The organism is Kitasatospora sp. NPDC005748, assembly GCF_040630735.1.
In the GTDB taxonomy this organism is placed as follows: domain Bacteria; phylum Actinomycetota; class Actinomycetes; order Streptomycetales; family Streptomycetaceae; genus Kitasatospora.
Window position 1 is genome coordinate 126,545 of sequence record NZ_JBEXYD010000003.1, and the last position, 25,327, is coordinate 151,871.

General features: G+C 73.5%; 19 protein-coding genes. 11 read left to right on the top strand and 8 right to left on the bottom strand.

Annotation, left to right across the window (positions count from 1 at the left end; all coding sequences use genetic code 11):
* The first annotated feature begins 155 nt into the window (after positions 1–155).
* A complete protein-coding gene (locus ABZ495_RS03710; RefSeq protein ID WP_359834271.1) occupies positions 156–884 on the top strand; it encodes a methyltransferase domain-containing protein in 729 nt (242 codons plus the stop codon).
* A gap of 61 nt (positions 885–945) precedes the next feature.
* On the opposite strand, the gene ABZ495_RS03715 is transcribed toward ABZ495_RS03710, so the two are convergent.
* Complete coding sequence (locus ABZ495_RS03715; RefSeq protein WP_359834273.1) at positions 946–2,127, bottom strand: hypothetical protein; 1,182 nt, start codon at positions 2,125–2,127, stop codon at positions 946–948.
* Positions 2,128–2,385: 258 nt separating this feature from the next.
* Here ABZ495_RS03715 and ABZ495_RS03720 point away from each other — a divergent pair, with 258 nt between their 5' ends.
* Positions 2,386–2,802, top strand: coding sequence for a hypothetical protein (locus tag ABZ495_RS03720; RefSeq protein ID WP_359834275.1), 417 nt, complete (start codon positions 2,386–2,388; stop codon positions 2,800–2,802).
* Positions 2,803–3,349: 547 nt separating this feature from the next.
* Here ABZ495_RS03720 and ABZ495_RS03725 read toward each other — a convergent pair.
* From ABZ495_RS03725 to ABZ495_RS03735, 3 genes are read right to left on the bottom strand one after another with little or no spacing between them, the layout of a single operon-like run.
* Positions 3,350–3,916: a GNAT family N-acetyltransferase gene (locus ABZ495_RS03725; protein ID WP_359802405.1), complete on the bottom strand. Its 567-nt coding sequence runs from the start codon at positions 3,914–3,916 to the stop codon at positions 3,350–3,352.
* A gap of 38 nt (positions 3,917–3,954) precedes the next feature.
* Positions 3,955–4,551 (bottom strand): dephospho-CoA kinase, encoded by a 597-nt coding sequence (gene coaE, locus ABZ495_RS03730; RefSeq protein WP_359802408.1) that lies wholly within the window; start codon positions 4,549–4,551, stop codon positions 3,955–3,957.
* Between the two features lie 48 nt (positions 4,552–4,599).
* On the bottom strand, positions 4,600–5,241 hold the full coding sequence (locus ABZ495_RS03735; protein ID WP_359834277.1) for an MBL fold metallo-hydrolase: 642 nt from the start codon (positions 5,239–5,241) through the stop codon (positions 4,600–4,602).
* 61 nt (positions 5,242–5,302) lie between these two features.
* On the opposite strand from ABZ495_RS03735, the gene ABZ495_RS03740 reads away from it, so the two are divergent.
* Complete coding sequence (locus ABZ495_RS03740) at positions 5,303–5,761, top strand: MarR family transcriptional regulator (protein WP_359834279.1); 459 nt, start codon at positions 5,303–5,305, stop codon at positions 5,759–5,761.
* Positions 5,762–5,973: 212 nt separating this feature from the next.
* Here the strand turns inward: ABZ495_RS03740 and ABZ495_RS03745 are convergent, their stop codons facing one another.
* Positions 5,974–8,208, bottom strand: coding sequence for an MMPL family transporter (locus ABZ495_RS03745; protein ID WP_359834280.1), 2,235 nt, complete (start codon positions 8,206–8,208; stop codon positions 5,974–5,976).
* A gap of 235 nt (positions 8,209–8,443) precedes the next feature.
* Positions 8,444–9,934 carry a 30S ribosomal protein S1 gene (rpsA, locus tag ABZ495_RS03750; protein ID WP_329487183.1) on the bottom strand — a complete coding sequence of 497 codons (1,491 nt, stop codon included), beginning with the start codon at positions 9,932–9,934 and terminating at the stop codon, positions 8,444–8,446.
* A gap of 412 nt (positions 9,935–10,346) precedes the next feature.
* Between rpsA and ABZ495_RS03755 the strand changes: the two genes are divergently transcribed.
* Entirely contained in the window at positions 10,347–11,201 is an 855-nt protein-coding gene (locus ABZ495_RS03755; protein ID WP_329487184.1) for a class I SAM-dependent methyltransferase, read from the top strand.
* A gap of 109 nt (positions 11,202–11,310) precedes the next feature.
* Positions 11,311–13,848 (top strand): ATP-dependent helicase HrpB, encoded by a 2,538-nt coding sequence (gene hrpB / locus ABZ495_RS03760; protein ID WP_359834282.1) that lies wholly within the window; start codon positions 11,311–11,313, stop codon positions 13,846–13,848.
* A gap of 74 nt (positions 13,849–13,922) precedes the next feature.
* Here hrpB and ABZ495_RS03765 read toward each other — a convergent pair whose 3' ends face one another.
* Positions 13,923–15,140, bottom strand: coding sequence for a DUF3103 family protein (locus ABZ495_RS03765; protein ID WP_359834284.1), 1,218 nt, complete (start codon positions 15,138–15,140; stop codon positions 13,923–13,925).
* A gap of 224 nt (positions 15,141–15,364) precedes the next feature.
* Positions 15,365–18,064, bottom strand: a complete 2,700-nt coding sequence (polA, locus tag ABZ495_RS03770) for a DNA polymerase I (protein WP_329492072.1) — start codon at positions 18,062–18,064, stop codon at positions 15,365–15,367.
* 384 nt (positions 18,065–18,448) lie between these two features.
* Between polA and ABZ495_RS03775 the strand changes: the two genes are divergently transcribed.
* The 6 genes from ABZ495_RS03775 (at position 18,449) to ABZ495_RS03800 (ending at position 25,304) form a co-directional block, all read left to right on the top strand.
* Entirely contained in the window at positions 18,449–18,928 is a 480-nt protein-coding gene (locus ABZ495_RS03775) for a hotdog fold thioesterase (protein ID WP_359802424.1), read from the top strand.
* Between the two features lie 586 nt (positions 18,929–19,514).
* Positions 19,515–20,741, top strand: coding sequence for a branched-chain amino acid ABC transporter substrate-binding protein (locus tag ABZ495_RS03780; protein WP_329487188.1), 1,227 nt, complete (start codon positions 19,515–19,517; stop codon positions 20,739–20,741).
* Positions 20,742–20,870: 129 nt separating this feature from the next.
* The gene (locus tag ABZ495_RS03785; RefSeq protein WP_359834286.1) at positions 20,871–21,800 is read left to right on the top strand and encodes a branched-chain amino acid ABC transporter permease; all 930 of its coding nucleotides are present in this window, start codon (positions 20,871–20,873) and stop codon (positions 21,798–21,800) included.
* A gap of 5 nt (positions 21,801–21,805) precedes the next feature.
* Positions 21,806–23,740, top strand: a complete 1,935-nt coding sequence (locus ABZ495_RS03790) for a branched-chain amino acid ABC transporter permease (protein WP_359834392.1) — start codon at positions 21,806–21,808, stop codon at positions 23,738–23,740.
* 8 nt (positions 23,741–23,748) lie between these two features.
* A complete protein-coding gene (locus ABZ495_RS03795; RefSeq protein ID WP_329492074.1) occupies positions 23,749–24,591 on the top strand; it encodes an ABC transporter ATP-binding protein in 843 nt (280 codons plus the stop codon).
* Positions 24,588–25,304, top strand: coding sequence for an ABC transporter ATP-binding protein (locus ABZ495_RS03800; RefSeq protein WP_329487190.1), 717 nt, complete (start codon positions 24,588–24,590; stop codon positions 25,302–25,304). The genes ABZ495_RS03795 and ABZ495_RS03800 overlap by 4 nt, the downstream gene beginning before the upstream one ends.
* Positions 25,305–25,327: the final 23 nt, after the last annotated feature.

Here is a 25,327-nt window from a genome sequence, read left to right on the forward strand (position 1 = left end):
CAGAGCCGTCCGACGGGCCGTCGGGACCGCCCCGGCGGGCTTCCGGCACGGCCTCCACCGGCCGGGAAATGGCCTCTCACCAGCCACTTTCTCCCTTCCGGCGACTAGAATCGAGGGGACCGGACGGCCCCGCGTCCGCCCGTGGAGAGGACCAGATGCACCGCGACATCCGCACCACCGACGACGTCCTGAACCTGCTGGACCAGCTCTTCCTCCCCGCCGCCGACCGGTGGACGGACCAGGCCCGCGACTGGTGGGACCAGTTCTACGCGGACCGCTCCGCGCCGCGCCCCTTCTTCGTCCCCAAGCCCGACGAGAACCTCGTCTCCTACCTGGACCGCGGCCTGCTCACCCCCGGCCGTGCCCTGGACCTCGGCGCCGGCCCCGGACGCAACGCCATCCACCTCGCCTCGCAGGGCTTCGAGGTGGACGCCGTCGACCTCTCCCCCACCGCCGTCGCCTGGGCCGGCGAACGGGCCCGCGAGGCCGGCGCCGACGTGCGCTTCCACTGCGGCAACATCTTCACCGTCGAACTCCCGCACCGGCAGTACGACCTGGTGTACGACTCGGGCTGCCTGCACCACCTCCCGCCGCATCGGCGGATCAGCTACCTCGCCCTCCTGGAACGGGTGTTGAAGCCCGGCGGGCACCTCGTCGTGAACGCCTTCGCGGCCGGCGCCATGGGCTCCGAACTCCCCGACCGGGAGCTCTACCGCAACGGCCGGCTGGACGGCGGCCTCGCCTACACCCCGGACGAACTGCGCCACCTCTTCTCGGAGTTCACCGAGATCGAGATCCGCCCGATGGTGCCGCACGGGCCCGAGTCGCCGCTCTTCGGCATCCCGGTGCTGCTGAGCGCCCTGTTCCGGCGCCCGGCCGAGTAGGCCCGGGCGCCGGGGTTCGCGTGGTGCCGGGGGCGCGTGGTGCCGGGGGCGCGTGGTGCCGCTACGCCACGACGGCGAGCGGCATCACCCGCCCACCGTCGGTCAGCAGCATCGCCACCGCGCTCACCGCGCCGGTGGCGAGGTCGACCCGCAGGACCAGCACCCGCTGCCCCTGGTCCTCCGAGCCGTGCTGGACGGTGGTGTACGCCGCGTTGGCGGCGCGGTCGACCACGAACGCCTCCTCCTGGACGGCGGGCCCCCAGAACTGCTCGGGGATGGTGGCGAGCGGCTTGAGCGCGATCCGCGGGTGGGCCGGGTCGGCGGTGTCCACGGTGGCCAGCGCGAGTTCGCGCCCGTCGGCGCTGAGCACCTGGCGGTCGCCCACCAGCGCCTTGGGGTTGAGCACTCCGCCGCTGACCTCCGCGACCGGGTTGGCGGCGAGCGTGGCCACCGGGCCGACCCGGACGGTCCGCCGGTCGTCCGCGGCGACCGTCAGCGAGCCGTCGCCGTTGGCCACCGCCCGCTTCGCCACCTGCGCCGACACCACCCGGCCGCCGAGGAAGGCGAGCGCCTCGGGGGCGCGCACGCCGATCCCCTCGACCGGGTGCTCCCCGGTGCCGTCCGGCCGGACGGCCCGCAGGCGCCCGTCGGCCGCCGGACCGCTCGACTCGGTCCAGTGCACGACCTCGCCGCTCACCGGGTCGACGACCGGGGCGCTCTGGCGGGTGCCCGCACCGGCGGCGGGCAGGCCGGAGATGTCCTTGAGGTCGGCCGGGCCGCCCTGGCCGAGCACGGAGACGCGGGGCTCACCGGGGTGGTCCGCGTCCTGGAAGCCGTACTGCGCGGTGCCGACCATCCCGGCGAAGCCGGCGGTGAAGCCGGCCGGGGTCGCACAGCCGCGGATGTTGGTCGGCGGCTTGGCGAGCCCGTTGCTGACCGCGAAGCTGCGCACCTTCCGCGCGGCGCCGTCCGCGCCGACGGTGACCAGGACGCAGCGCTCGTCCGGCGTCCCGGCGTGCGTGCTCACCGAGAGGACCAGCCCGCCGACCTCGGTCGCGGTGGGCAGCGTGTCGAGGAGCACCTTCTCCGGGAACCGCACCTCGGCCGTCGGCCCGCCGGTGCGCGTCGTGGCACCCGCCGACGGGGTGGCCTCCCCCGTCCCCGTACCGCCGCTCTGGCACGCCGTCAGCGCCAGCAGCGGCACGGCGGCCGCCGCCAGGACAGCCCTGCGCAAGGGCTTCATGCCCCCCACCTCCACCCGTTCGGTTCCGGCCCAGGGTAGCCGGGCCCGGTTCCGGGCCGTACGGCGGCGGCCGGTCGGTCCGGCGGGCGGCCGGGGGCGGTCCCGCCGACCACCGGGCGCGGGCGCGGCCGCGGCAGCTCAGGACCGCGCCGGGGCAGTGGTCCCGGGAGGGGTACCGGAAGGCGGACTCCTCGTCGCCGCCCCCCTGGCCGTCGCCGGACGCCGATGCCCTACGGTGGGCGCCGGAAGGGGTGGCACATGACCGACGACCGACCGACGAACTCGGCTCCACCGCCCGCGCCTTGGCCGCTGATCGGGACCGGGAAGCCGTTCGCCGACCGGGTCGGCGACCTGGTCCGGGCCTGGGAGGCCGGCGGGCGGGCCCCGGACCGGCTGGTGCACGGGAAGCCGTTCTTCGCCCTGTACTGCTGGCACCTGTGGACCATCCGCGAGGGCCGGCCGCACGACGCCGCCACGGCCGCGTACGTGGCGAGCGCCCACCGGGCGAACGGCGGCGCGGCCGGCTGGGACGCCCTGCTGCGCGGCCGGGCGTACTGCTCCTGCCACGGCGAGCGCTGGCGGCTGGAGAACCTCTCGATCTGCCTCGGCTGCCTGGAGTACGTCTGCTTCGAGCTCGGCCGGCCGTGCTGCCACGGCGCGCCGGTCGTCGGCTGAGACTCGGCCGGGACCGGACCCGCCGGACCGCCCTACCGCCAAGCCCGCCCGGGTTCCGCCCGGGTTCCGCCCGACCGACAGTCCGTCAGCCGGCCAGCAGCCGGGCCAGCAGCGCCGCCGGACCCTCCGGCAGGCTGCCGTGCACCAGCTCCGTCCGGTGGACCAGCCGCGGCTCCCGGACCGGCACGGCGACGACACCCGCCGCGCCCTCCGCCGCCGGGGCCGGGAGGACGACCAGGCCGTGCCCGGCGGCGACCAGGGCGAGCAGGCCACGGACGTCCGTACCCAGGTAGCGCGCGGCCGGGCGGAACCCGTCGACGGCGGTGGCGGCCCGCAGCCGGGCCGCGTCCGGCGCCAGGTCGGGAGCGTCCAGCCAGCGCGCGGCGGACCTCCCTCTTCCAGCCCGAACTGGCCGGGGACGGCACCCGGGCGCACCCCTTCGTCCGGGCGCTGGCCGCCGCGGCGGCCGAGCACGCCGGCGAGGCCGCCCGCGCCTGAACCGCCCGCGCCTGAACCGGCCGCCGGGGTGCGGGCGGGAACGGCGGGCTCACATCGGCAACGACCGCAGCCGCACCGGCCCGTCGGGCAGCCGCGCCCCCTCGGTCAGCGGTGTCCACATGGTCCGCAGCGGCATCGGCACGACCCGCCCGCCCGGCTGCTCCACCAGCACCTCACCCGCCGCCTCCCGCCAGCCGAGCCGCTCGTAGAGCGCGACCAGCGGCGGCCGGCAGAACAGCAGCGCGTACCGCGGGCCCAGCGTCCGGGCGTGCGCCAGGGCCGCGCCGACCACTACCCGGGCCAGGCCCCGGCCCCGGGCGTCGGGGGCGACGGCCACGCCGCCGACCCCCACCGCCTCGGTGTCCGTCCCGCCGACCGTCAGCGGCAGCGGCAGCAGGCCGGCGTGGGCGACCAGGCGGCCGTCCGCCGCCCGGACGCCAAAGTGGATCTCCTTCGGCAGCCAGGTCAGGCCGGTGTGCGCGACCCCGAAGGGATCGTCACCGGCGCCCAGGATCTCTTCGAGGTCGCGTCGGGCGTACTCGGCGAGGCGAACGGCAGCGGGTGCGGATGCGGCGGCGGGTGCGGCAGCGGCGGCGGGAGCGGGGTGATCGGCCATCCCCCCATGATCGCCTTCCCGGCCGGCTTCGAGAAGGGTCAGCCCTGACGGGTCTTCAACGCGTTCCAGACCTCGTCGACCCGGGGGGCGAGTGCTTCCAGCGGTCCGCTGTTGTCGATCACCACGCCCGCGACGGCCAGCCGGTCGGCCCGGGAGGCCTGCGCGGCCATCCGGGCCCGGGCCTCCTCCTCGGTCATGCCGCGCAGCCGGACCAGCCGGTCGATCCGCACCTCGTCGTCGGCGTCGACCACCAGGACCAGGTCGTACAGCGGGGCGAGACCGTTCTCCGCCAGCAGCGGGACGTCGTGCACCACCACCGCGTCCGGGGCGGCGGCCGCCTCCAGCTCGGCGGACCGGGCCCGGACCAGCGGGTGGACGATCGCGTTCAGCGCCCGCAGCCGCTCGGGGTCGGCGAAGACGACGGCGCCGAGCGCCGGGCGGTCCAGCGCACCGTCCGGCCGCAGCACGCCCTCGCCGAACTCGGCCACCACGGCGCCCAGGCCGTCCGTCCCGGGGGCGACCACCTCACGGGCGATCACGTCCGAGTCCACGATCACCGCGCCGTGGGCGGCGAGCAGCCGCGACACCTCGCTCTTGCCCGCACCGATGCCACCCGTCAGTCCGATCTTCAGCATGGCGCCAGGCTACCGGCGCCCCCGGCCCGCGGTCAGCCCCGACCCGGCTCAGTCCAGGTCGAGGCTCTCGCCGTCCCCGAGGGTGCGCAGCTCGGCGCCCGTCCCCGGGCCGCCGGGGCCGACCAGGCGGGTGTGCACGGCCAGGCCCGCCGGGCTGAGCACCGCGTCGTGGATCGGCAGCGCCCGGCGCGGGCCCGCCTCCCGGACGTAGTCGACCAGTTCGGAGACCTTGGTCCAGGGGGCGGCGATCGGGAGCAGCAGCGTCTCCACGACGTGCGGCGGCACGGTCAGCGCGTCACCGGGGTGGAAGAGCCGGCCGCCGAAGAGGAAGCCGATGTTCTTCACCGGCGGGATGTCCGGGTGGATCACCGCGTGCCACTCGCCGTGCACGGAGACCTCGATCCCGCCGATCTCGAAGGCGTCGCCCTCGCCGACCACCGCGACCTGAGGGGCGACGCCCTCCAGCTGGTCGGCGACCGCTCGGTTGGTCCAGACCCGCAGCGCCGGGTCGGCCTCCAGAGCGGCGCGCAGCCGGGCCTCCTCGAAGTGGTCGGCGTGCTCGTGGGTGATCAGCACCGCGTCCGCACCTGCGAAGGCGGCGGGGTCGGTGAACATCCCGGGGTCGACGACGACGGTGGTGCCGCCGTGCTCCAGGCGGACGCAGGCATGGCCGAACTTGGTGATTCGCATGGGAAAACTGTACAGCAAGGCTGTGCAGTTTCGCTGTACACCTGAGCGATAGACTTCTCCCATGACCAGCGACACCGCAGGCGGCCGCGACACCGCCGCCGCTCCGCGTCCGGAGACCCTCGAACTGGCCGCCGACCTCCGCGCCGCCGTCGGCGACCTGGTCCGCGCGCTCCGCCCCGGCGACCCCCTGCCGCAGAACCAGGCGGGCGTCCTCGGCCTGCTGATCCGCGACGGGCAGGCCCTCACCGTCAGCGAACTCGCCACCCGCCAGCGCGTCCGCCACCAGTCGATGGCCCGCACGGTCGCGCTGCTCACCGGGGCCGGCCTGGTCACCCAGGAGCCGCACGCCACCGACGGACGCAAGCTGCTCGTCTCCCCCACCGGGGCCGGCCGCGCCGCCCTCGCCGAGCAGCGCGCCCGCCGCGAGGCCCGGATCGCCACCGCCATCGAGGCCCGACTCACCCCCGGGGAGCGGGAGACCCTCCGCGACGCCGTCGCCCTGCTGCGCCGCCTGCCCTGACCGCCGCGCACGGCGGCGGGCCGCCGCTGGCCGCCGCCTCCTCCGACGCGCGCCAGCGCTTCGCCAACCTGGTCGACGTCTGCTGCGACCGAGACACCCGCCTGGTGCTGATCGGCGCCGACCCGCTCGCCGGACTGCCCGCCGGCTCCGGTCCGCTGCGCGACCTCGACCGCACCGCCGGCCGGCTCGCCCTGCTCCGGCAGCCCGGCTGATCAGGTGTTCGCGGCCACCCCGGCGCCGGCCAGGTCGTGGACGGGGGCCCGCGGCACCGGCAGCACGGCCGGCTCGATGGCCGGCAGTTCGACGTGCTCGCTGAGGCCGAACCGCCGGTGCAGCCGCCGCAGCGGAGCCGGGGCCCACCAGTTGAACTCGCCGAAGAGGCTCATCGCGGCGGGCACCAGCAGGCAGCGGACCAGGGTGGCGTCCACCGCCACGGCGACGGCCAGCGCGATGCCCATCTGCTTGACCATCAGCATGTCACCGAGCGCGAATCCGGCGAAGACGATCACCATCAGCAGGGCCGCCGAGGTGATGATCTTCCCGCTGCGCTGGACGCCCAGTTCGACCGCCCGGGTACAGCTGTGCCCCTTGTCCCGCAGTTCCTTGATCCGGGCGAGCAGGAACACCTCGTAGTCCATCGACAGGCCGAACGCGAAGGCGAAGACCAGCACCGGGATGAACGTCTCCAGCCCGCCCGTGGGGCTGAAGCCGAGCAGACCGCTGAACCAGCCGTCCTGGAAGACCAGGGTGAGCGCGCCCAGGGAGGCGCCGAGCGAGAGCAGGTTCATCAGCAGGGCCTTGACCGGCATCACCAGCGAGCCCGTCATCAGGAAGAGCAGCACCAGCGTCCCGAGCGCCACCAGGCCGAGCGCGATCGGGCCCCGGGTGAGCAGTTCGTGCTGGAAGTCGACCACCGAGGCGGCCCCGCCGGTGACGTAGGTGGTGAGCCCGCTCCGGTCGGCGCGCAGCTCCTTGACCACCTGTTCGGCCTCGGCGCCCTGGGGATCGCCGTGCACCAGCACGTCGATGGTGGAGAGCCGGTCGCCGACCGGGGTCACCGCCCGGACGCCGTCCACTCCGGGCAGCTTGGCGACCACGTCGTCCGCGTACGCCTGGGCCACCGGCGCGCCGCCCTCGACGACCACGGTGATCGGGGCCGGGGCGGACTGCGGGAAGCGCTGGTCGATGGTCTCGGCGACCTGCCGGCCGGCCGAGGAGGCGGGCAGCACGGCGGCCCCGGAGGTCCGCATGTCGGCGTGCAGGAACGGCGCCCCGGCGGCCATCAGCAGCGCGGTGCAGGCGAGGGCGACGGGGACGGCGCGCTTGCGGACCCGGCGGACGGTGCGACTGAAGAAGCCCTCGTCGGGGACGGGCGCGCTCGGTGCCTTGATCCGGCTCCCGGCGAAGCCGAGCAGCGCGGGTATCAGGGTCAGCTCCGCGGCCACGGCGATCACCACCACGCTGACTCCGGCGGCGGCGACCGCGCCGAGCACCGGGCTGGTGAAGACGAAGAGGCCGGAGAGCGCCACGGCGACGGTCAGTCCGGAGAAGGCCACCGTCCGGCCCGCGGTGGCGGCGGTCCGTTCGACGGCGGCGGCGATGCCCGCGCCGTGCCCGCGTTCCTCGCGGAAACGATTCACCATGAGCAGTGCGTAGTCGATCGACAGGCCCAGTCCCAGCACGGTGGCGATCGGCAGCACGCTGGTGTCGATGTCCATGATCCTGCTGAACCCGAACATGGCCAGCAGCGCGCCGCCCACCGAGGCGACCGCGCCGATCACCGGCAGGCTGGCGGCGGCCAGGCCGCCGAAGACCAGCACCATGACGACCAGGGTGAGCGGCAGGGTGACGATCTCGCCGAACCGGGTGTCCTTCTCGGTCTGCTTCTTGACCTCCTGCTCCAGCACGAGGTCGCCGCCGACGGTGACCTCGGCCCCGTCCGCCCGGATCCCGGCGAGGCGCTGGCCGACGGCGTCGGCCTGCGCGGCGGTGCTGTCGTCGGCCATCCGGACCGAGACCAGGCCGGCGTCGCCGTCGGCCGAGCGCAGCGCGGCGGCGGCCGGGCCGGGGCCGTAGGCGTCGCTGACCGAGGAGACCCCCGGCAGTGCGGCGATCTCGGCGGTGGCGCGGGTGACGGCGTCCCGGACCCCCGGGTCGTCGACGGGCCTGCCGTCCACCACCGCGGTCACCGTGCCCCGGGCCGGGTCGGCCGCGGTGACCACCGCGCTGCCGCGGTCGGCCTCGGAACTGGCCGAGGAGGCACCGGCGACGGACCCCTCGAACACCCGGCCGCCGATCAGGACCCCGACCACCAGGACGACGGCCCAGAGACCGAGGACCCACCGCCGGTGCCGGAAGCAGAACCGGCCGAGGGCAGCGAGCCGCCCGTCGACCTGACGGCCGGCGGACGTGCGGGCGGGGGGTGTCACTGCGGTGCTACGGCGCATGTGCGGGGGGTGCCTAGCGTGTGGGGCCGGAGTGAACGACCCGTCGGGCAACTCATCCCAAGGTAGGGCCTAGGTCCCGAATCGCCCATAGGCGCCCGATGAGCCCCTTATCACAAAAATCCAGCAGATAAGGAACAAATAAGTGAATGCCCAAAACAATGAGCCCCACCCGGAGTTCCGGGTGGGGCTCATCGATCAAGCGGCTATGCGCAGGGCACTAGCGAAGGGCGAGAGCTCAGCTCTGGCCGCCCGCCAGCTTCTCGCGCAGGGCAGCCAGGGCCTCGTCCGAAGCGAGAGCGCCGGAGCCCTCGTCGCTGCTGGAGGAGTACGAGCCACCGGCGGCGGCGGCGACAGCGTCGCCACCCTCGGCAGCGGCCTCGGCGTCGGCCTCGCGGCTCTTGATGACCTGGGCCTGGTGCTGCTCGAAGCGGGACTGCGCCTCGGCGTACTGGCGCTCCCACTCCTCACGCTGCTTCTCGAAGCCGGGCAGCCAGTCGTTCGCCTCGGGGTCGAAGCCCTCCGGGTAGATGTAGTTGCCCTGGTCGTCGTACGAAGCGGCCATGCCGTACAGGGTCGGGTCGAACTCGACCTCGGCCGGGTTGGCACCGAGGGCCTCGTTGGCCTGCTTCAGCGAGAGGCTGATGCGACGACGCTCGAGGTCGATGTCGATGACCTTGACGAAGATCTCGTCGCCGACCTGGACGACCTGCTCCGGGATCTCGACGTGGCGCTCGGCCAGCTCGGAGATGTGGACCAGACCCTCGATGCCCTCGTCCACGCGGACGAACGCACCGAACGGAACCAGCTTGGTGACCTTACCCGGAACGACCTGGCCGATCTGGTGGGTACGGGCGAACTGCTGCCACGGGTCCTCCTGGGTCGCCTTCAGCGACAGGGAGACGCGCTCGCGGTCCATGTCAACGTCGAGAACCTCGACGGTGACCTCCTGGCCGACCTCGACAACCTCGGACGGGTGGTCGATGTGCTTCCAGGACAGCTCGGAGACGTGAACCAGACCGTCGACGCCGCCGAGGTCCACGAACGCACCGAAGTTGACGATCGAGGAGACGACGCCGGAGCGCACCTGACCCTTCTGCAGGGTGGTGAGGAAGGTCTGGCGGACCTCGCTCTGGGTCTGCTCCAGCCAGGCACGGCGGGACAGGACCACGTTGTTGCGGTTCTTGTCCAGCTCGATGATCTTGGCCTCGAGCTCCTTGCCCACGTAGGGCTGGAGGTCGCGGACGCGGCGCATCTCGACGAGCGAGGCCGGCAGGAAGCCACGGAGGCCGATGTCGAGGATGAGACCACCCTTGACGACCTCGATGACGGTACCGGTGACGATGCCGTCCTCTTCCTTGATCTTCTCGATCGTGCCCCAGGCGCGCTCGTACTGAGCACGCTTCTTGGACAGGATGAGACGACCCTCCTTGTCCTCCTTCTGGAGAACCAGGGCCTCGATGTTGTCCCCGACGGAGACGACCTCGTGCGGGTCGACGTCGTGCTTGATCGAGAGCTCACGGGACGGGATGACGCCCTCGGTCTTGTAACCGATGTCGAGGAGCACCTCGTCACGGTCGACCTTCACGATGACGCCCTCGACGATGTCGCCATCGTTGAAGTACTTGATGGTCTCGTCGATCGCGGCGAGGAACGCTTCCGCGTCGCCGATGTCGTTGACCGCGACCTGCGGGGTGGTGCTGAGGGAGGAGTCGGTGGGGCTCGTCATTAGGAAAAGGGCTCCGGTGCGGACATGAAGTCGTAGGTAATGCCACGCGGAGGGCCCGTATCGCTCCCACCGAAAGCCGGACAGCCAAGAACACGGCGCACCGAAACATCCCGCACAGCGAGAAATCGGTGTCCGTCTTGCGACCGTGGGGTCTTCGACAGATGCGAGCGCGACCTGCTCCGTCCGAGGCGCGCAGGCCCGCAGCGCAACTTGTAGCATACGGGGACGGCCAGGCACGGTCAACGCCAAGGGCGCCAAGACGGTGGAGGCCGGTATGGATCAGGCCATATCCTCCGATTGCGCACCTATGGTGGCGTCCGCAGGAAGCCCTTCCCCGGATGCCACCGCCTGGATCCGGGCCCTGACGGGCCGGCTCGCGGCAGCGGCGCTTCCGCAGACCACACCCTACGCGATGGGCTCTATCACCGTGGCCACCACCCCCCTGTCCGACCCGCATGATCTTGACGACGACGGCGACGACGCGCTAAGGCGCGAGGCCGAGGCCGGCGAGAGCAGCCGGGCCAGCCGGCACTGGTGGGACCGCAACGCGGACGAATACCAGGACGAGCACGGCGAGTTCCTCGGCGACGACCGCTTCACCTGGTGCCCGGAGGGCCTGGACGAGGCCGACGCCCGACTGCTCGGGGAGGTCGCGGACCGCCGCGTCCTGGAGATCGGCGCCGGCGCCGCCCAGTGCTCCCGCTGGCTGGCCGCCCGGGGCGCCCGGCCGGTCGCGCTGGACATCTCGCACCGCCAGCTCCAGCACTCCCGCCGGATCGACCTCGCCCGCGGCGGCACGCCCGTACCGGTGGTCCAGGCCGACGCGGCGGTGCTGCCGTTCGCCGACGGCGCCTTCGACCTGGCCTGCTCGGCGTACGGGGCGGTGCCGTTCAGCGCCGACACCGGCGCGCTGATGCGCGAGGTGCACCGGGTGCTGCGGCCCGGCGGGCGCTGGGTGTTCTCGGTGACCCACCCGATCCGCTGGGCGTTCCCGGACGAGCCCGGCGTCGAGGGGCTGACCGCCACCGCCTCGTACTTCGACCGCACCCCCTACGTCGAGCAGGACGAGCGGGGCCGGGCCACCTACGTCGAGCACCACCGCACGATCGGGGACCGGGTGCGCGAGCTGGTCGGCGCCGGGTTCCGGCTGCTGGACGTGGTGGAGCCGGAGTGGCCGGCCGGACTCGACCAGGAGTGGGGCGGCTGGTCGCCGCTGCGCGGGCGGCTGATCCCGGGCACGGCGATCTTCGTCTCCGAACGGGACTGAGCGGGCCGCCGGGGCCGTCGGACCGGCGCCCGTCGCGGCCGGGCCGGGGAGTCGGGGCCGCCGTGGCCGGGCCGGGCCAGGGAGTCCGGGAGTCGGGGAGACTGTCCGGGTGAACCCCGCCTGGCGCGATCTGCCCGTCCGTACCGCCCTGCCGGCCCTGCACCGCGCGCTCGACCGGCGCGGGGTGGCCGCGCTGGCCGCCCCGCCCGGCACCGGCAAGACCACCCTGGTGCCGCTGGCCCTCGCCGGGCTGCTCACCGAGGAGGGCGACCGCCCGCTCCGCCGGGTGCTGGTCGCCGAGCCGCGCCGGCTCGCGGTGCGGGCGGCGGCCCGGCGGATGGCCTGGCTGCTCGGCTCGACGGTGGGGGCCGAGGTCGGCCACACCGTGCGCGGCGAGCGCCGGGTCGGGCCGGACACCGTGGTCGAGGTGGTGACCACCGGCGTCCTGCTCCAGCGCCTCCAGCGCGACCAGGAACTGCCCGGGGTGGACGTGGTGGTGCTGGACGAGTGCCACGAACGGCACCTGGACGCCGACACCGCGCTCGCCTTCCTGCTGGACGTCCGGGCGGCGCTGCGGCCGGAGCTGCGGATCGTCTGCGCCTCGGCGACCTCGGACACCGCCGCCTGGGCCGAGCTGCTCGGCGGCGCCGAGGGCCCGGCACCCGTCGTCGAGGCGCACGGCGTCTCGCACCCGGTCGACGTGGTGTGGGCGCCGCCGCCCCGGGCCGTCCGGCCCGCGCACGGCACCCGGGTCGACCCGGCGCTGCTGGAGCACGTCGCGGCCACCGTCCGGCGGGCGCTCACCGAGTGCCGGGGCGACGTGCTCTGCTTCCTGCCGGGCGTCGGCGAGATCACCCGGGTCGCCGGGCTGCTCGCGGACGCCCCGGCGCAGGTGCTCCAGTTGCACGGCCGGGCCCCGCAGTCGGTGCAGGACGCGGCGCTCGCGGCGGGCGAGGGCCGCCGGGTGGTGCTGTCCACCGCCGTCGCCGAGTCCTCGCTGACCGTGCCGGGGGTGCGTGTCGTGGTCGACGCCGGCCTGGCGCGCGAGCCGCGCACCGACCACGCGCGCGGCCTGGCCGGCCTGGTGACCGTCCGGGCGTCGCTGGCCGCCGCCCGGCAGCGCGCCGGGCGGGCCGGGCGCGAGGCGCCGGGCACCGTCTACCGCTGCTGGGCGGAGGCCGAGGACGCCCTCGCCGCGCGCTGGCCGACGCCCGAGATCGCGCTCGCCGACCTGACGCCGTTCGCCCTCCAGGCCTCCTGCTGGGGCGACCCGGACGCGACCGGGCTCGCGCTGCCCGACCGGCCCCCGGCCGGGGCGATGGCCGCCGCCCGGCAGACCCTGCGGGCGCTCGGCGCGGTGGACGCCGACGGCCGGGCCACCGCGCGCGGCGTCCGGCTGGCCCGGACGGGGCTCCACCCCCGGCTCGCCCGCGCCCTGGTGGACGGCGCACCGGCGGTCGGCGCGCGGCGCGCCGCCGAGGTGGTGGCCCTGCTGTCGGAGGAGCCGCCGCGCGCCCTCGGGGACGACCTGGGCGCCGTGCTGCGGACCGTCCGGGACGGCCGCGACCCGTACCCGAGCCGCTGGCGCGAGGAGGTGCGGCGACTGCTGCGCGGGGTGGACGGGAGCCCGGCGACCCCGCTGCCGGACGCGACGGCGGTCGGTCTGGTGGTGGCGCTGGCCTTCCCCGAGCGGATCGCCCGAGCCCGGGTGGAGAAGCCCGAACCGGGAGCCCGCAGCCCGTACCTGATGGCCTCGGGCACCGCCGCCGAGCTGGCGCCGGGCACCGCGCTCGGCTCGGTGCCCTGGCTGGCCGTCGCGGCGGCGGACCGGCCGGCCGGCTCGCCGTCCGCGCGGGTGCTGCACGCGGCCGCGCTGGACGAGGAGACGGCCCGGCTGGCGGGGGCCCCGCTGCTGACCACCCGGGAGGAGGTGCGCTGGGACGTCCGGCGCCGCGAGGTGACCGCCCGACGGGTGGAGTCGCTGGGCGCCGTCGAGCTGGCCGCGGCGACGCTGGACCGGCCCCGGCCGGCGCTGCTGCGGGCCGCGCTGCTGGAGGGGCTGGCCCGGGAGGGCGTCGGTGAGCTGCTGAGCTGGCCGGCCGGGGCGGCCGGCCTGCGCGAGCGGCTGGCCTTCCTGCACGCGGCGCTCGGCGAGCCCTGGCCGGCGGTCTCGGACGAGGCCCTGCTGGCCCGGGCGGACGACTGGCTGGAGCCCGAACTCTCGCGCGCCCGGCGGCGCTCCGACCTCGCCCGGATCGACACCGCCGGCGCCCTGCAGCGGCTGCTGCCCTGGGCGGGCGGCGCGGCCGGGCGGCTCGACGAACTGGCGCCGGAGCGGATCACGGTGCCGTCCGGCTCCCGGATCCGGGTCGACTACAGCGGCGAACGGCCGGTGCTGGCGGTCAAGTTGCAGGAGCTGTTCGGCTGGGCCGCCGCGCCCGCGCTGGCCGGCGGGCGGGTGCCGCTCACCGTCCACCTGCTCTCCCCCGCCGGGCGCCCGGCCGCCGTGACCGGCGACCTCGCCTCGTTCTGGCGCGAGGGCTACCGGGCCGTCCGGGCCGAGCTGCGGGGCCGCTACCCGCGCCACCCGTGGCCGGAGGACCCGAGCACCGCCGAGCCGACCCGACGCCTGAACGCCCGGCGCTGACCGGCCGGGTGGCCGCCCGCGGGGTTGCGCCCCGCGGGTGGCCGCCCGGTCGGAACCGTCGGAACGTCAGAACGTCAGAACTGCTCGACGAAGTACGGCTCGACGGTCATCCAGCCGTTGCCGCGGGCCCCGTTGAGCCGGCCCGAACTGGTCCGGGCGAGGGTGTACCAGGACTCCACGTAGTCCGGGTCGTCGACCCACCAGGAGGTCGGCAGGGCCGCCAGGACGGCGTTGACCAGCGGGATGTAGGCACCCTGGTCGGCGATGGTGAGCAGGACGGCGGCCACCGCCTGGGCCAGCGCCAGGTAGTTGGTGTCGCCGTCGTCCTCCATCAGGACGACGTCGGCCAGGTTGTACTTGTAGTTCGACCAGTTCACCAGGATCTGGTTCGGGTAGTACACCGTGCCGTCGTACTGGAGGTACGGCATGGCGACCGAGTCGACCCGGACCTTGCCGTCCTGGCCGAAGCCGGTCACCAGGCCGAACATCTCGGCGGCGCCCTTGAACCAGGGTTCCTCGTCGTCGGCGACCTCGATGCCACTGATCTTGGTGGCCCACCAGCCGCCGGCCGCCTGCGCCGCGCCCGGTCCCTGCGCCGTCACCGACCCGTTCGCCGCCCCCGGCCCCTTCGCCGCGGCGGCACCGCCGGCGGTGTCGAGACCGCGTGCGGCGAACTCCCGCTGGAGGACGGCCATACCGGCGGCCAGCGTCCTGGCGGTGTCGATGTCCACCAGGTAGACCGGCTGCCCGGGCACCGCCGTGGCGTCGAGCGCGTGGGCCCGGCCTGCGGTGTCGTAGGCGCGGACGGTGCGGGCGTGGTCGTCGGCGACGGCGGTGGCCACCAGCGGCGCGGCGCCCGCGTCCAGCGCGGCCCGCATCGACGGGTCGGCCAACTGGACGCGCAGCAGCGGGCCGAGGTCGCCGAGGCCCTTGGCGGCGGCGATCCGGCGGTCCGCCTGCGCGGTGGTGGCGGCGAGCCGGCCGGCGGGGCCCTGGGCGGCCGCGGCCAGCGGGCCGAGATCGGCGGCGCCGGAGGCCGCGTCGGCGGTCGCGGACCGCAGCCGGTCACGCAGCGCGGCGTCGGTGAGGGCGCCGGCCAGCGCGCGGGCGACCTCGTCCTCGATCGCGGACACCTGGGTGGCGGTGGCGGTGGCCCGGGCGGCGGACGCCTGGGCGGGAGCGGTGGGGTGCGGTGCCGGGGCCGGGGCGGCCAGCGCCTGGCCGGCGCCGAGCGCCAGCAGCGGCAGGGCCGCGAGCGCCACGACGGCGCGCCGCAGAGGGGGCACGGACATGAGGGGATCTCCAGACTCGTCGGGTGAGGCGTCGGAGCGGGTGGAGCGGCACGGCGCGCGGATCATGGACGTCGGTGCCATGACAAGTGAAGAGCTCTCCTGACGCCGGATCAACCCCCGGTACGAAGCAATCGCCCGCCGGGCGGCCCGGTCGGCCGCCGGAGGGCGAGAAGGCGGTGGGCGCGGCCCGATCCGGACCGCGCCCACCGCCTTCCCGCCGGCCGTCAGTGCGCGGCGGCCTCCCAGTTCGCGCCGACGCCCACCGAGACGTCGAGCGGGGCGCGCAGCGGGTAGGCGCCGGCCATCTGCGCGCGGACGATCGCCTCGACCTGCTCGCGCTCACCGGGCGCCAGCTCCAGCACGATTTCGTCGTGCACCTGGAGCAGCATCCGGGAGGTGAGGCCGGCGGCGGTCAGCGCCTCGTCCACCCGGAGCATGGCGATCTTGACGATGTCGGCGGCCGAGCCCTGGATCGGGGCGTTGAGGGCCATCCGCTCGGCCATCTCGCGGCGCTGGCGGTTGTCGCTGTTGAGGTCCGGCAGGTAGCGGCGGCGGCCGAGCAGGGTCTCGGTGTAGCCGGTGGCGCGGGCCTCGTCGACGACCCGGCGCAGGTAGTCGCGCACGCCGCCGAAGCGCTCGAAGTAGGTGTCCATCAGGCCCTGGGCCTCGGCGGGCTTGATGCCGAGCTGCTGGGAGAGCCCGTACGCGGAGAGCCCGTACGCCAGACCGTAGGACATCGCCTTGATCTTGCGGCGCATCTCGGCGTCCACCGCGTCGCCGGGGACTTCGAAGACCTGGGAGGCGACGGTGGTGTGCAGGTCCTCGCCGGTGGCGAAGGCCTCGATCAGGGCCTCGTCCTCGGAGAGGTGGGCCATGATGCGCAGTTCGATCTGGGAGTAGTCGGCCGTCAGCAGCGCCTCGTAGCCCGCGCCGACGACGAAGGCGCGGCGGATGGCGCGGCCCTCCTCGGTGCGGACCGGGATGTTCTGCAGGTTCGGGTCCTGCGAGGAGAGCCGGCCGGTGGCGGCGACCATCTGGTTGAAGGTGGTGTGGATCCGGCCGGCCGGCGAGACCGTCTTGAGCAGGCCCTCGACGGTGGTGCGCAGCTTGGCCTGGTCGCGGTGGCGGAGCAGGATGACCGGCAGCTCGTTGTCGGTCTGGCCGGCCAGCCACGTCAAAGCGTCGGCGTCGGTGGTGTAGCCGGTCTTGATCTTCTTGGTCTTGGGCAGGGCCAGCTCGCCGAAGAGGATCTCCTGGAGCTGCTTGGGCGAGCCGAGGTTGAACTCGTGGCCGGCGGCGGCGTGCGCCTCCTCCACCACGCGCTGGATCTCGGTGGCGAACTGGGCCTCCAGGCCGGTGAGCCAGGGGCGGTCGGCGGCGATGCCGGTGCGCTCCATCCGGGCCAGCAGGGCGGCGATCGGCAGCTCCATGTCGCGCAGCAGCTCGGTGGCGCCGACCTCGGCGAGGCGGGTGTCGAAGAGGGCGGCGAGGTCGAGCACGGCGCGGGCCTGGAGCATCAGCGCCTGGGCGCGGGCGGCCACCGCGTCGACCTCGTCCGGCTCCTCGGGGGCGTCGAAGGCGAGCTGGCCGCTCTCGGCGACCGCGGCCGGGGCGAGCGAACGGGCCAGGTACTCCTCGGCGAGCACCTCCAGGGTGAAGGTGCGGCGGCCGGGCTTCTCCAGGTACGCGGCGAGGGCGGTGTCGGCGACGACGCCCGCGATCGTCCAGCCGCGCTCGGCGAAGGCGCGCATCACCTGCTTGGCGATGTGCAGGGCCTTGGGGGCGGCCGGGTCAGCCAGCCAGTCGGCGAAGGCGCGTTCGTCCTCCTCGGCGAGCAGCGCCGGGTCGAACCAGGCGGCGGTCTCGCCGGCGGCCAGCGCGATCTCGGTGACCTCGCCGGTGCCGAGCGCCCACCGGTAGACGGCGGCCAGCGCGACCGGGGCCTTGCCGTCGGAGTGCCCGCGCAGCCACCCGGCCAGCGTGCCCGGGTCGGTGAGCAGTTCGCCGTCCACCTCGACGCCGGGGGCGAGTTCGACGGCGGCTTCGGGCTCGGCGGCGGCCGGGTCGATGCCGAAGACCCGGTCGCGGAAGTTGGCGTTGCGGAACTCCAGCGACTCCATCAGACCGGCGACCGCCTCGCGGTCGAACGCGGCGCGCTCCAGGTCGGCGACGGCGAGCGGGAGTTCGACGTCGCGGACCAGCTCGGTGAGGACGCGGTTGCGCTTGACCGAGTCCAGGTGGTCGCGCAGCTTCTCGCCGATCTTGCCCTTCACCTCGTCGGCGCGGGAGACGAGTTCGTCGAAGGAGCCGAACTGGTTGACCCACTTGGCGGCCGTCTTCTCGCCGACGCCCGGGATGCCGGGCAGGTTGTCGGACGGGTCACCGCGCAGCGCCGCGAGGTCGGGGTACTGGCGGGGGGTGACGCCGTACTTCTCGGCGACCTTCTCCGGGGTGTAGCGGGTGAGCTCGGAGACGCCCTTGGTCGGGTAGAGGACGGTGATGTGGTCGGTGACCAGCTGGAGCGAGTCCCGGTCGCCGGTGACGATGTCGACGTCGAAGCCGGCCGCCTCGGCGGCGGTGGCCAGGGTGGCGATGATGTCGTCGGCCTCGAAGCCCTCGACCGTCATCCGCGGCACCCGCATGGCGTCCAGCAGTTCGCCGATCAGGCCGATCTGGCTGCGGAACTCGTCCGGCGTCTTGGCCCGGTTGGCCTTGTAGTCGGGGAACTCGACGGAGCGGAACGTCTGCCGGGAGAGGTCGAAGGCCACCGCGAGGTGGGTGGGCCGCTCGTCCCGGACGGTGTTGGCGAGCATCGAGGCGAAGCCGTACACCGCGTTGGTGGGCTGGCCGGTGGAGGTGTTGAAGTTCTCCACGGGCAGCGCGTAGAACGCCCGGTAGGCCATCGAGTGCCCGTCGAGCAGCATCAGCCGGGGCCGCGCCCCGCCGCCACCCGCCGCGCCCTTGTCCGTACTCTGCGTAGCCACGTCAACGTCCGTTCCTGCCGATTCCACTACCGGCCACCGATCCTATGGCCCGGCACCGACAAAAAGGGCGCCGCGCGGTCCGGGCGCCGGGCCCGCGGGGTGCGGCGCCCGGGGGCGTGCTCGGGCGGGCGCGCACCCGCGCGGGCGCGCCCGTGCGCGAGCAGCCGGGTCCGACCGGCGGGGGGACGGGTCCCGGCCGACGGGGGAACGGCCCGGGCGCACCCGCCACGCCAACTCCCCCACGCGATCACTACCGCCGAGTAGGACGGTCGTACGATCGCAGGCAGCACGACGACGTGACACCCGAGCGGCAGGAGCTCCCCCATGACCGAAGCGGCCCCCGGCGCGACCACCCCCGAACCGGCCCCCGCCCTGAACATCCCGCAGGAGGTGCTGGACCACTTCGCGAAGCTCGGCGTCGACCCGGCCACCTTCTCCGGCGGCCACCTCGGCGACAAGCTCGGGATCCGGGTCGTCGAGGCCTCCGGCGACCGAGTGGTCGGCACGATGCCGGTCGAGGGGAACCAGCAGCCGTACGGGCTGCTGCACGGCGGCGCCTCGGCGGCGCTGGCCGAGACCCTCGGGTCGGTCGGCGCGATGCTGCACGCCGGCCCCGGCCGGTACGCGGTGGGCGTGGACCTGAACGCCACCCACCACCGCTCGGCCACCTCCGGCCTGATCACCGGGGTCGCCACCGCCGTGTTCAAGGGACGCACCGCCGCCACCTACGAGATCGCGATCACCGACGACACCGGCAAGCGGATCACCAGCTGCCGCCTGACCTGCATGCTCCGCGACCTCTGACGCCCCGTCGGCCCGGCCGACCCGTCAATGGCCCGCCGGTCGGGCCGACCGATCATCAATTCCCTTGTCCGCCCCCTTGTTTGACCTTCGACTGCCCTGGGCAGGCGTTGGTCCAGACAAGGGGGCGGACGCGTTTGCGCGCACTGCGAGGGATGTAACACTGCGTAACAAGTAGGAAATCCGAACTTTCGACCGCTTCCGGACCCGCATCGACCCGGGGGTGCTTCGCCATTCCCGGGAATGTCCGATATTCGGACGCACACGCCCGACACCAGCACGGCGGACAGTCGTGTCCGATTATCGGTGAGGCCAGGAGTCACCCGCAATTCTGGCCCTTACATGCACCTACCAGCGAGTAGACGCCTGTCAGTACAGGATCGATCGGGCCAGAACGACCACATAGTGAGACGGTCGCTCCGTGTGCTCATAACAAGAGAATCACAGCCTCGCCACAGCACTGCCCGAGCCGCCCAGAGGCATCTAGAGTCACGGCCAGTCACCGCGCCACCGGATTGGGCCAGGCCCATTGCGCATCCCGGCTCCCGCCACTCAGGCGCGGCGCCCTCCTGAACCGAAGGGGACCCCTGTGCGTCACCGTTCAGCAGTTGTCGTGAGCATTGCCGTGATCGGCGCCCTCAGCATCAGCGCCTGCGGATCCCGCGGCGAGAAGAAGTCCGGGGACGGCAACGCCGGGGCCACCACCGTCACCATCGGCGTGGACGCGCCCCTCACCGGCGACCTCTCCGCCCTCGGCCTCGGCATCCGCAACTCCGTCGAGCTCGCGGTCAAGCAGGCCAACGAGAAGAACGAGGTCCCCGGCGTCAAGTTCGAGATCAAGGCCCTCGACGACACCGGCAAGCCCGCCCCGGGCCAGCAGAACGCCACCCAGCTGGTCGCCGACAAGAACGTCATCGGCGTCGTCGGCCCGCTGAACTCCAGCGTCGCCCAGTCGATGCAGCAGATCTTCAACGACGCCAACCTCGTCCAGATCTCCCCCGCCAACACCGGCGTCGCGCTCAGCCAGGGCGAGAAGTGGGCCAGCGGCGACAAGGCCCGCCCCTTCAAGTCCTACTTCCGCACCGCCACCACCGATGCCGTCCAGGGCCCCTTCGCGGCCCAGTTCCTGGCCAAGGACGCCAAGAAGACCAAGGTCTTCCTCATCGACGACCAGAAGACCTACGGCGCCGGCCTCGCCGCCACCTTCAAGGGCGAGTTCGTCAAGCAGGGCGGCACCATCGTCGGCGAGGAGCACGTCAACCCCGACGACCGCGACTTCGCCGCCGTCGTCACCAAGGTCAAGAGCTCCGGCGCCGAAGCCGTCTACTACGGCGGCGAGTACCCCGCCGCCGGGCCGCTCTCCCTCCAGCTCAAGGACGCCGGCCTCACCATCCCGCTGATGGGCGGCGACGGCATCCAGAGCGGCGACTTCATCAAGCTCAACCCCAAGAGCGCGGGCGACTACGCCACCGCCGTCGGCCTGCCCGTCGAGGCGCTCCCCACCGCCGCCAAGTTCATCGCCGACTACAAGACCGCCGGCTACAAGGACGCCTACGAGACCTACGGCGGCTACTCCTACGACAGCGGCTGGGCGATCATCGAGGCCGTCAAGAACGTCGTCAAGGACAACGGCGGCAAGCTCCCCAGCAACCCCCGCGCCAAGGTCGTCGAGGCCGTCCAGAAGGTCTCCTTCGACGGCGTGACCGGCAAGGTCTCCTTCGACGAGTTCGGCGACACCACCAACAAGCAGCTCACCGTCTACACCGTCAAGGACGGCAAGTGGGCCGTGGAGAAGTCCGGCACCTTCAGCGGCTGACCTGACCACCCGTCAGAAACAGCCCGGAACACCGGAGTCATCCCGCGCGGGGGCGCCACCAGTGCCCCCGCGCGCGCCCACATCCCCCACCCACGCGGACTTCACGCAACGCACAACGGAGGCCCAGCGGTGCACGACCTACCGCAGCAGCTGGCCAACGGCCTGATCCTCGGCGCCCTCTACGGGCTCGTCGCGATCGGCTACACGATGGTCTACGGCATCGTCCAGCTCATCAACTTCGCCCACGGCGAGATCGTCATGGTCGGCGGCTTCGGCGCCCTGACCGCCTACCTCGCCCTCCCCGGCGGCACCACACTCTGGCTGGCCCTACCGCTGATGCTGATAGCCGGCATCCTGGTCTCCACGCTCACCGCCGTCGCCGCCGAGCGCTTCGCCTACCGGCCGCTGCGCACCGCGCCCCGACTGGCCCCCCTGATCACCGCGATCGGCCTGTCGATCGTCCTGCAGCAGCTCGTCTTCTCGTTCTACCCCGACGCGAAGAAGGCCCGGGTCTTCCCGAAGATCCCCGGCGACCCGTTCGAGCTCGGCTCCGTCACCGTCCAGCGCAGCGACATCTTCCTGATCATCGCCGCCCCGCTCTGCATGCTCGCCCTCGGCTGGTTCGTCACCCGCACCCGCTCCGGCCGCGCCATGCAGGCCACCAGCCAGGACCCCGACACCGCCAAGCTCATGGGCATCGACACCGACCGGATCATCGTCATGGCCTTCGCCATCGGTGCCGCGTTCGCCGCCGTCGCCGCCATCGCCTACGGCCTGCGCAGCGGCCAGATCGACTTCCGGATGGGCTTCCTGCTCGGCCTCAAGGCCTTCACCGCAGCCGTCCTCGGCGGCATCGGCAACATCTACGGCGCCATGCTCGGCGGCGTCGCCCTCGGCCTCGCCGAAGCCCTCGCCACCGGCTACATCCAGCACCTGCCCGGCATGCACCTCTTCGGAGGCGGCGCCTGGAAGGACGTCTGGGCCTTCGTACTCCTCATCCTCGTCCTGCTCGTCCGACCCCAGGGCCTGCTCGGCGAACGCGTCGCGGACAGGGCGTGAGCACCATGACCACCACCTCGACCACCGAGACCACCCCGGTCATCCCGCTGCCGGCCCGCGCCGCCGCCCTCGTCACCGGCCTCGGCGCCCTCGCCACCGCCGGCTCCGCCCTGATGTCCTGGACGTACACCGACGAGTTCCCCGGCGACCTCACCTACTACGGCTCCCCCGCCGGCCTCCAGTGGCTCGCCCTCACCGCGGGCCTGCTCACCCTCGCCCTGCTGCTCGCCACCCACGGCGTCCGCGGCCTGCGCTGGGCCGCCCCCACCCGCAGCCACAACGCCGTCCTGCTCGCCGCCGCCGGCGCCTTCGCCGTCAGCTGGTTCTCCGTCATCGCCATCGCGGTCGACCTCGGCGGCCTCGCCAACCTCGACCCCGGCGGCTGGGTCGCCGCCCTCGGCTCGCTGCTCGCCGTCGTCGGCACCCTCGGCCTGCCGCTCGACCGGCGCACCCACGTCCCGGTGCGGATCCTCGACCGGCGGCTGTTCCTGCTCCTCCCCGCCGCCCCGGTCGTCTGGTTCGCCACCCACGCCGTCCCCGAGGACAAGCCCGTCGCCCCGGTGCTGACCGCCCTCGCCGGCGCCCTGGTGATCGCCGCCGCCGCCGTCCTGCTCCTGCAGATCGGCCACCTCGCCAACAGCGGGCTCCGCCTCGGCACCGTCGAGCGGCCACTGCCCGCCGCCCGCGAACTGCCCTCCTGGGCCGAGGTCCTGCTCATCGTGCTGGCCTTCGCCATCGGCCTGTTCGCGATCACCTTCGGCATCGACACCGAGTACGGCGAACTCTTCACCGCCTACCTGCTGCTCGCCGCCGCCGTCGTCCCCGCCCTGGCCAAGGGCGGCCTGCTGGCCCGGCTGCGCGCGCTGACCGTCAAGTACCGCCCGGTCACCACCGGCGCCGCCTTCGCCGCCGCCGCCAGCTTCCCGTTCACCCAGACCAGCGACCAGTACACCTCGGTCGCCGCCAACATCCTGATCTTCGCCACGGTCGCCCTCGGCCTCAACATCGTCGTGGGCCTGGCCGGCCTGCTCGACCTCGGCTACGTCGCCTTCCTCGGCGTCGGCGCCTACGCCGCCGCCCTGGTCTCCGGCTCCCCCGCCTCGCCGATCCACGTCCAGTTCCCCTTCTGGGCCGCGATGCTGACCGGCGCCGTGGTGTCGATGATCTTCGGTGTGCTGATCGGCGCCCCCACCCTGCGGCTGCGCGGCGACTACCTCGCCATCGTCACCCTCGGCTTCGGCGAGATCTTCCGCATCACCATGCTCAACCTCAACGGCACCACCGGGCCCAAGATCACCAACGGCTCCAACGGCATCCCGCGGATCCCCGACCTCCAGATCCTCGGCTTCGACCTCGGCAAGCCGCACACCGTCCTCGGCGTCGAACTCGGCCGGTTCTCCAACTACTACCTGCTGATGCTCCTGGTCACCGCCCTCGTCGTACTGGTCTTCGCCCGGGTCGGCAACTCCCGCATCGGCCGCGCCTGGGTCGCCATCCGCGAGGACGAGACCGCCGCCGAGGCCATGGGCATCAACGGCTTCCGGCTCAAGCTCCTCGCCTTCGCCCTCGGCGCCTGCCTCGCCGGCCTCGCCGGCACCGTCCAGGCCCACGTCAGCTACACCGTCACCCCCGACCAGTACACCTTCGCCGAGGCCCTGCCGCCCAACTCCGCCTTCCTGCTCGCCGCCGTCATCCTCGGCGGCATGGGCACCATCAGCGGCCCGCTGGCCGGCGCCACCCTCCTCTTCCTCATCCCGAAGAAGCTGGAATTCCTCTCCAACTACCAGCTGCTCGCCTTCGGCATCGCCCTCATCGTGCTGATGCGCGTCCGCCCCGAAGGGCTCATCCCCAACCGGCGCAACCAGCTGGAATTCCACGAGGCCGCGATCCCCGCGCAGCTCTCCGGCGACACCGTCGCCCTCACCAAGGCAGGGGCGTGACCAGCCAGATGACCACCACCGACGCCCCCGCCGCCGTCTCCGGGCCCGGCCCCGCCAAGCCCCTGCTCGAAGTCTCCGGCGTCACCATGCGGTTCGGCGGCCTCACCGCCGTCAACAACGTCTCCCTCACCGTCGGCGAAGGCGAGATCATCGGCCTGATCGGCCCCAACGGCGCCGGCAAGACCACCTTCTTCAACTGCCTCACCGGCCTCTACGTCCCCACCGAGGGACGCGTCGCCTACCGCGGCACCGTCCTGCCGCCCAAGCCCCACCTCGTCACCCAGGCCGGCATCGCCCGCACCTTCCAGAACATCCGGCTCTTCGCCAACATGACCGTCCTGGAGAACGTCCTCGTCGGCCGGCACAGCCGCACCAAGGAAGGCATCTTCTCCGCCATCCTGCGCGGCCCCGGCTACCACCGCGCCGAAGCCGAGAGCCGCGCCCGCGCCATGGAACTGCTGGCGTTCACCGGACTCGCCGACAAGGCCGACCACCTCGCCCGCAACCTCCCCTACGGCGAACAGCGCAAGCTGGAGATCGCCCGGGCCCTCGCCTCCGACCCCGGCCTGCTGCTCCTCGACGAGCCCACCGCCGGCATGAACCCGCAGGAGACCCGGGCCGCCGAGGAACTCGTCTTCGCCATCCGTGACAAGGGCATCTCCATCCTCGTCATCGAGCACGACATGCGGTTCATCTTCAACCTGTGCGACCGCACCGCCGTCCTGGTCCAGGGCCAGAAGATCGTCGAAGGCGACCGCGAGACCGTCCAGAGCGACGAACGCGTCATCACCGCCTACCTCGGCGCACCGCTCGAAGGCACCGCCCCCGCAGCAACGGAGACCGACCAGTGACCGCACTCCTCGAGGTCAAGGACCTCCGCGTCGCCTACGGCAAGATCGAAGCCGTCAAGGGCATCAGCTTCACCGTCAACCAGGGCGAGGTCACCACCCTGATCGGCACCAACGGCGCCGGCAAGACCACCACCCTGCGCACCCTGTCCGGCCTGCTCAAGCCCACCGGCGGCACGGTCACCTTCGACGGCCAGGCCCTCACCACCGTCCCCGCCCACAAGATCGTCGCGCTCGGGCTCGCCCACTCCCCCGAGGGCCGGCACATCTTCCCGCGGATGACCATCGAGGAGAACCTGCTGCTCGGCGCGTTCCTGCGCACCGACACGGCCGGCATCGCGGCGGACGTCGAGCGGGCCTACGGCCTCTTCCCGATCCTCGGCGAGCGGCGCAAGCAGGCCGCCGGCACCCTGTCCGGCGGCGAGCAGCAGATGCTCGCCATGGGCCGGGCACTGATGTCCCAGCCGAAGCTGCTGATGCTGGACGAGCCCTCGATGGGGCTCTCCCCGCTGATGATGCAGAAGATCATGGCGACCATCGTGGAGCTGAAGGCCAGCGGCACGACCATCCTGCTGGTCGAGCAGAACGCCCAGGCGGCGCTCTCGCTGTCCGACCAGGGCTACGTGATGGAGACCGGCCGCATCGTGCTCAAGGGCACCGGCGCCGACCTCCTGCACGACGAGTCCGTGCGGAAGGCCTACCTCGGCGAGGACTGACCTCCCGCCCGGGCGGCACGTGG

Coding starts and splice junctions, on each gene's coding strand:
- ABZ495_RS03710 (WP_359834271.1), top strand. CDS start 156: ATGCACCGCGACATCCGCACCACCGACGACGTCCTGAACCTGCTGGAC.
- ABZ495_RS03715 (WP_359834273.1), bottom strand. CDS start 2,127: ATGAAGCCCTTGCGCAGGGCTGTCCTGGCGGCGGCCGCCGTGCCGCTG.
- ABZ495_RS03720 (WP_359834275.1), top strand. CDS start 2,386: ATGACCGACGACCGACCGACGAACTCGGCTCCACCGCCCGCGCCTTGG.
- ABZ495_RS03725 (WP_359802405.1), bottom strand. CDS start 3,916: ATGGCCGATCACCCCGCTCCCGCCGCCGCTGCCGCACCCGCCGCCGCA.
- coaE (WP_359802408.1), bottom strand. CDS start 4,551: ATGCTGAAGATCGGACTGACGGGTGGCATCGGTGCGGGCAAGAGCGAG.
- ABZ495_RS03735 (WP_359834277.1), bottom strand. CDS start 5,241: ATGCGAATCACCAAGTTCGGCCATGCCTGCGTCCGCCTGGAGCACGGC.
- ABZ495_RS03740 (WP_359834279.1), top strand. CDS start 5,303: ATGACCAGCGACACCGCAGGCGGCCGCGACACCGCCGCCGCTCCGCGT.
- ABZ495_RS03745 (WP_359834280.1), bottom strand. CDS start 8,208: ATGCGCCGTAGCACCGCAGTGACACCCCCCGCCCGCACGTCCGCCGGC.
- rpsA (WP_329487183.1), bottom strand. CDS start 9,934: ATGACGAGCCCCACCGACTCCTCCCTCAGCACCACCCCGCAGGTCGCG.
- ABZ495_RS03755 (WP_329487184.1), top strand. CDS start 10,347: ATGGGCTCTATCACCGTGGCCACCACCCCCCTGTCCGACCCGCATGAT.
- ABZ495_RS03765 (WP_359834284.1), bottom strand. CDS start 15,140: ATGTCCGTGCCCCCTCTGCGGCGCGCCGTCGTGGCGCTCGCGGCCCTG.
- polA (WP_329492072.1), bottom strand. CDS start 18,064: ATGCTGCTCGACGGGCACTCGATGGCCTACCGGGCGTTCTACGCGCTG.
- ABZ495_RS03775 (WP_359802424.1), top strand. CDS start 18,449: ATGACCGAAGCGGCCCCCGGCGCGACCACCCCCGAACCGGCCCCCGCC.
- ABZ495_RS03790 (WP_359834392.1), top strand. CDS start 21,806: ATGACCACCACCTCGACCACCGAGACCACCCCGGTCATCCCGCTGCCG.
- ABZ495_RS03795 (WP_329492074.1), top strand. CDS start 23,749: ATGACCACCACCGACGCCCCCGCCGCCGTCTCCGGGCCCGGCCCCGCC.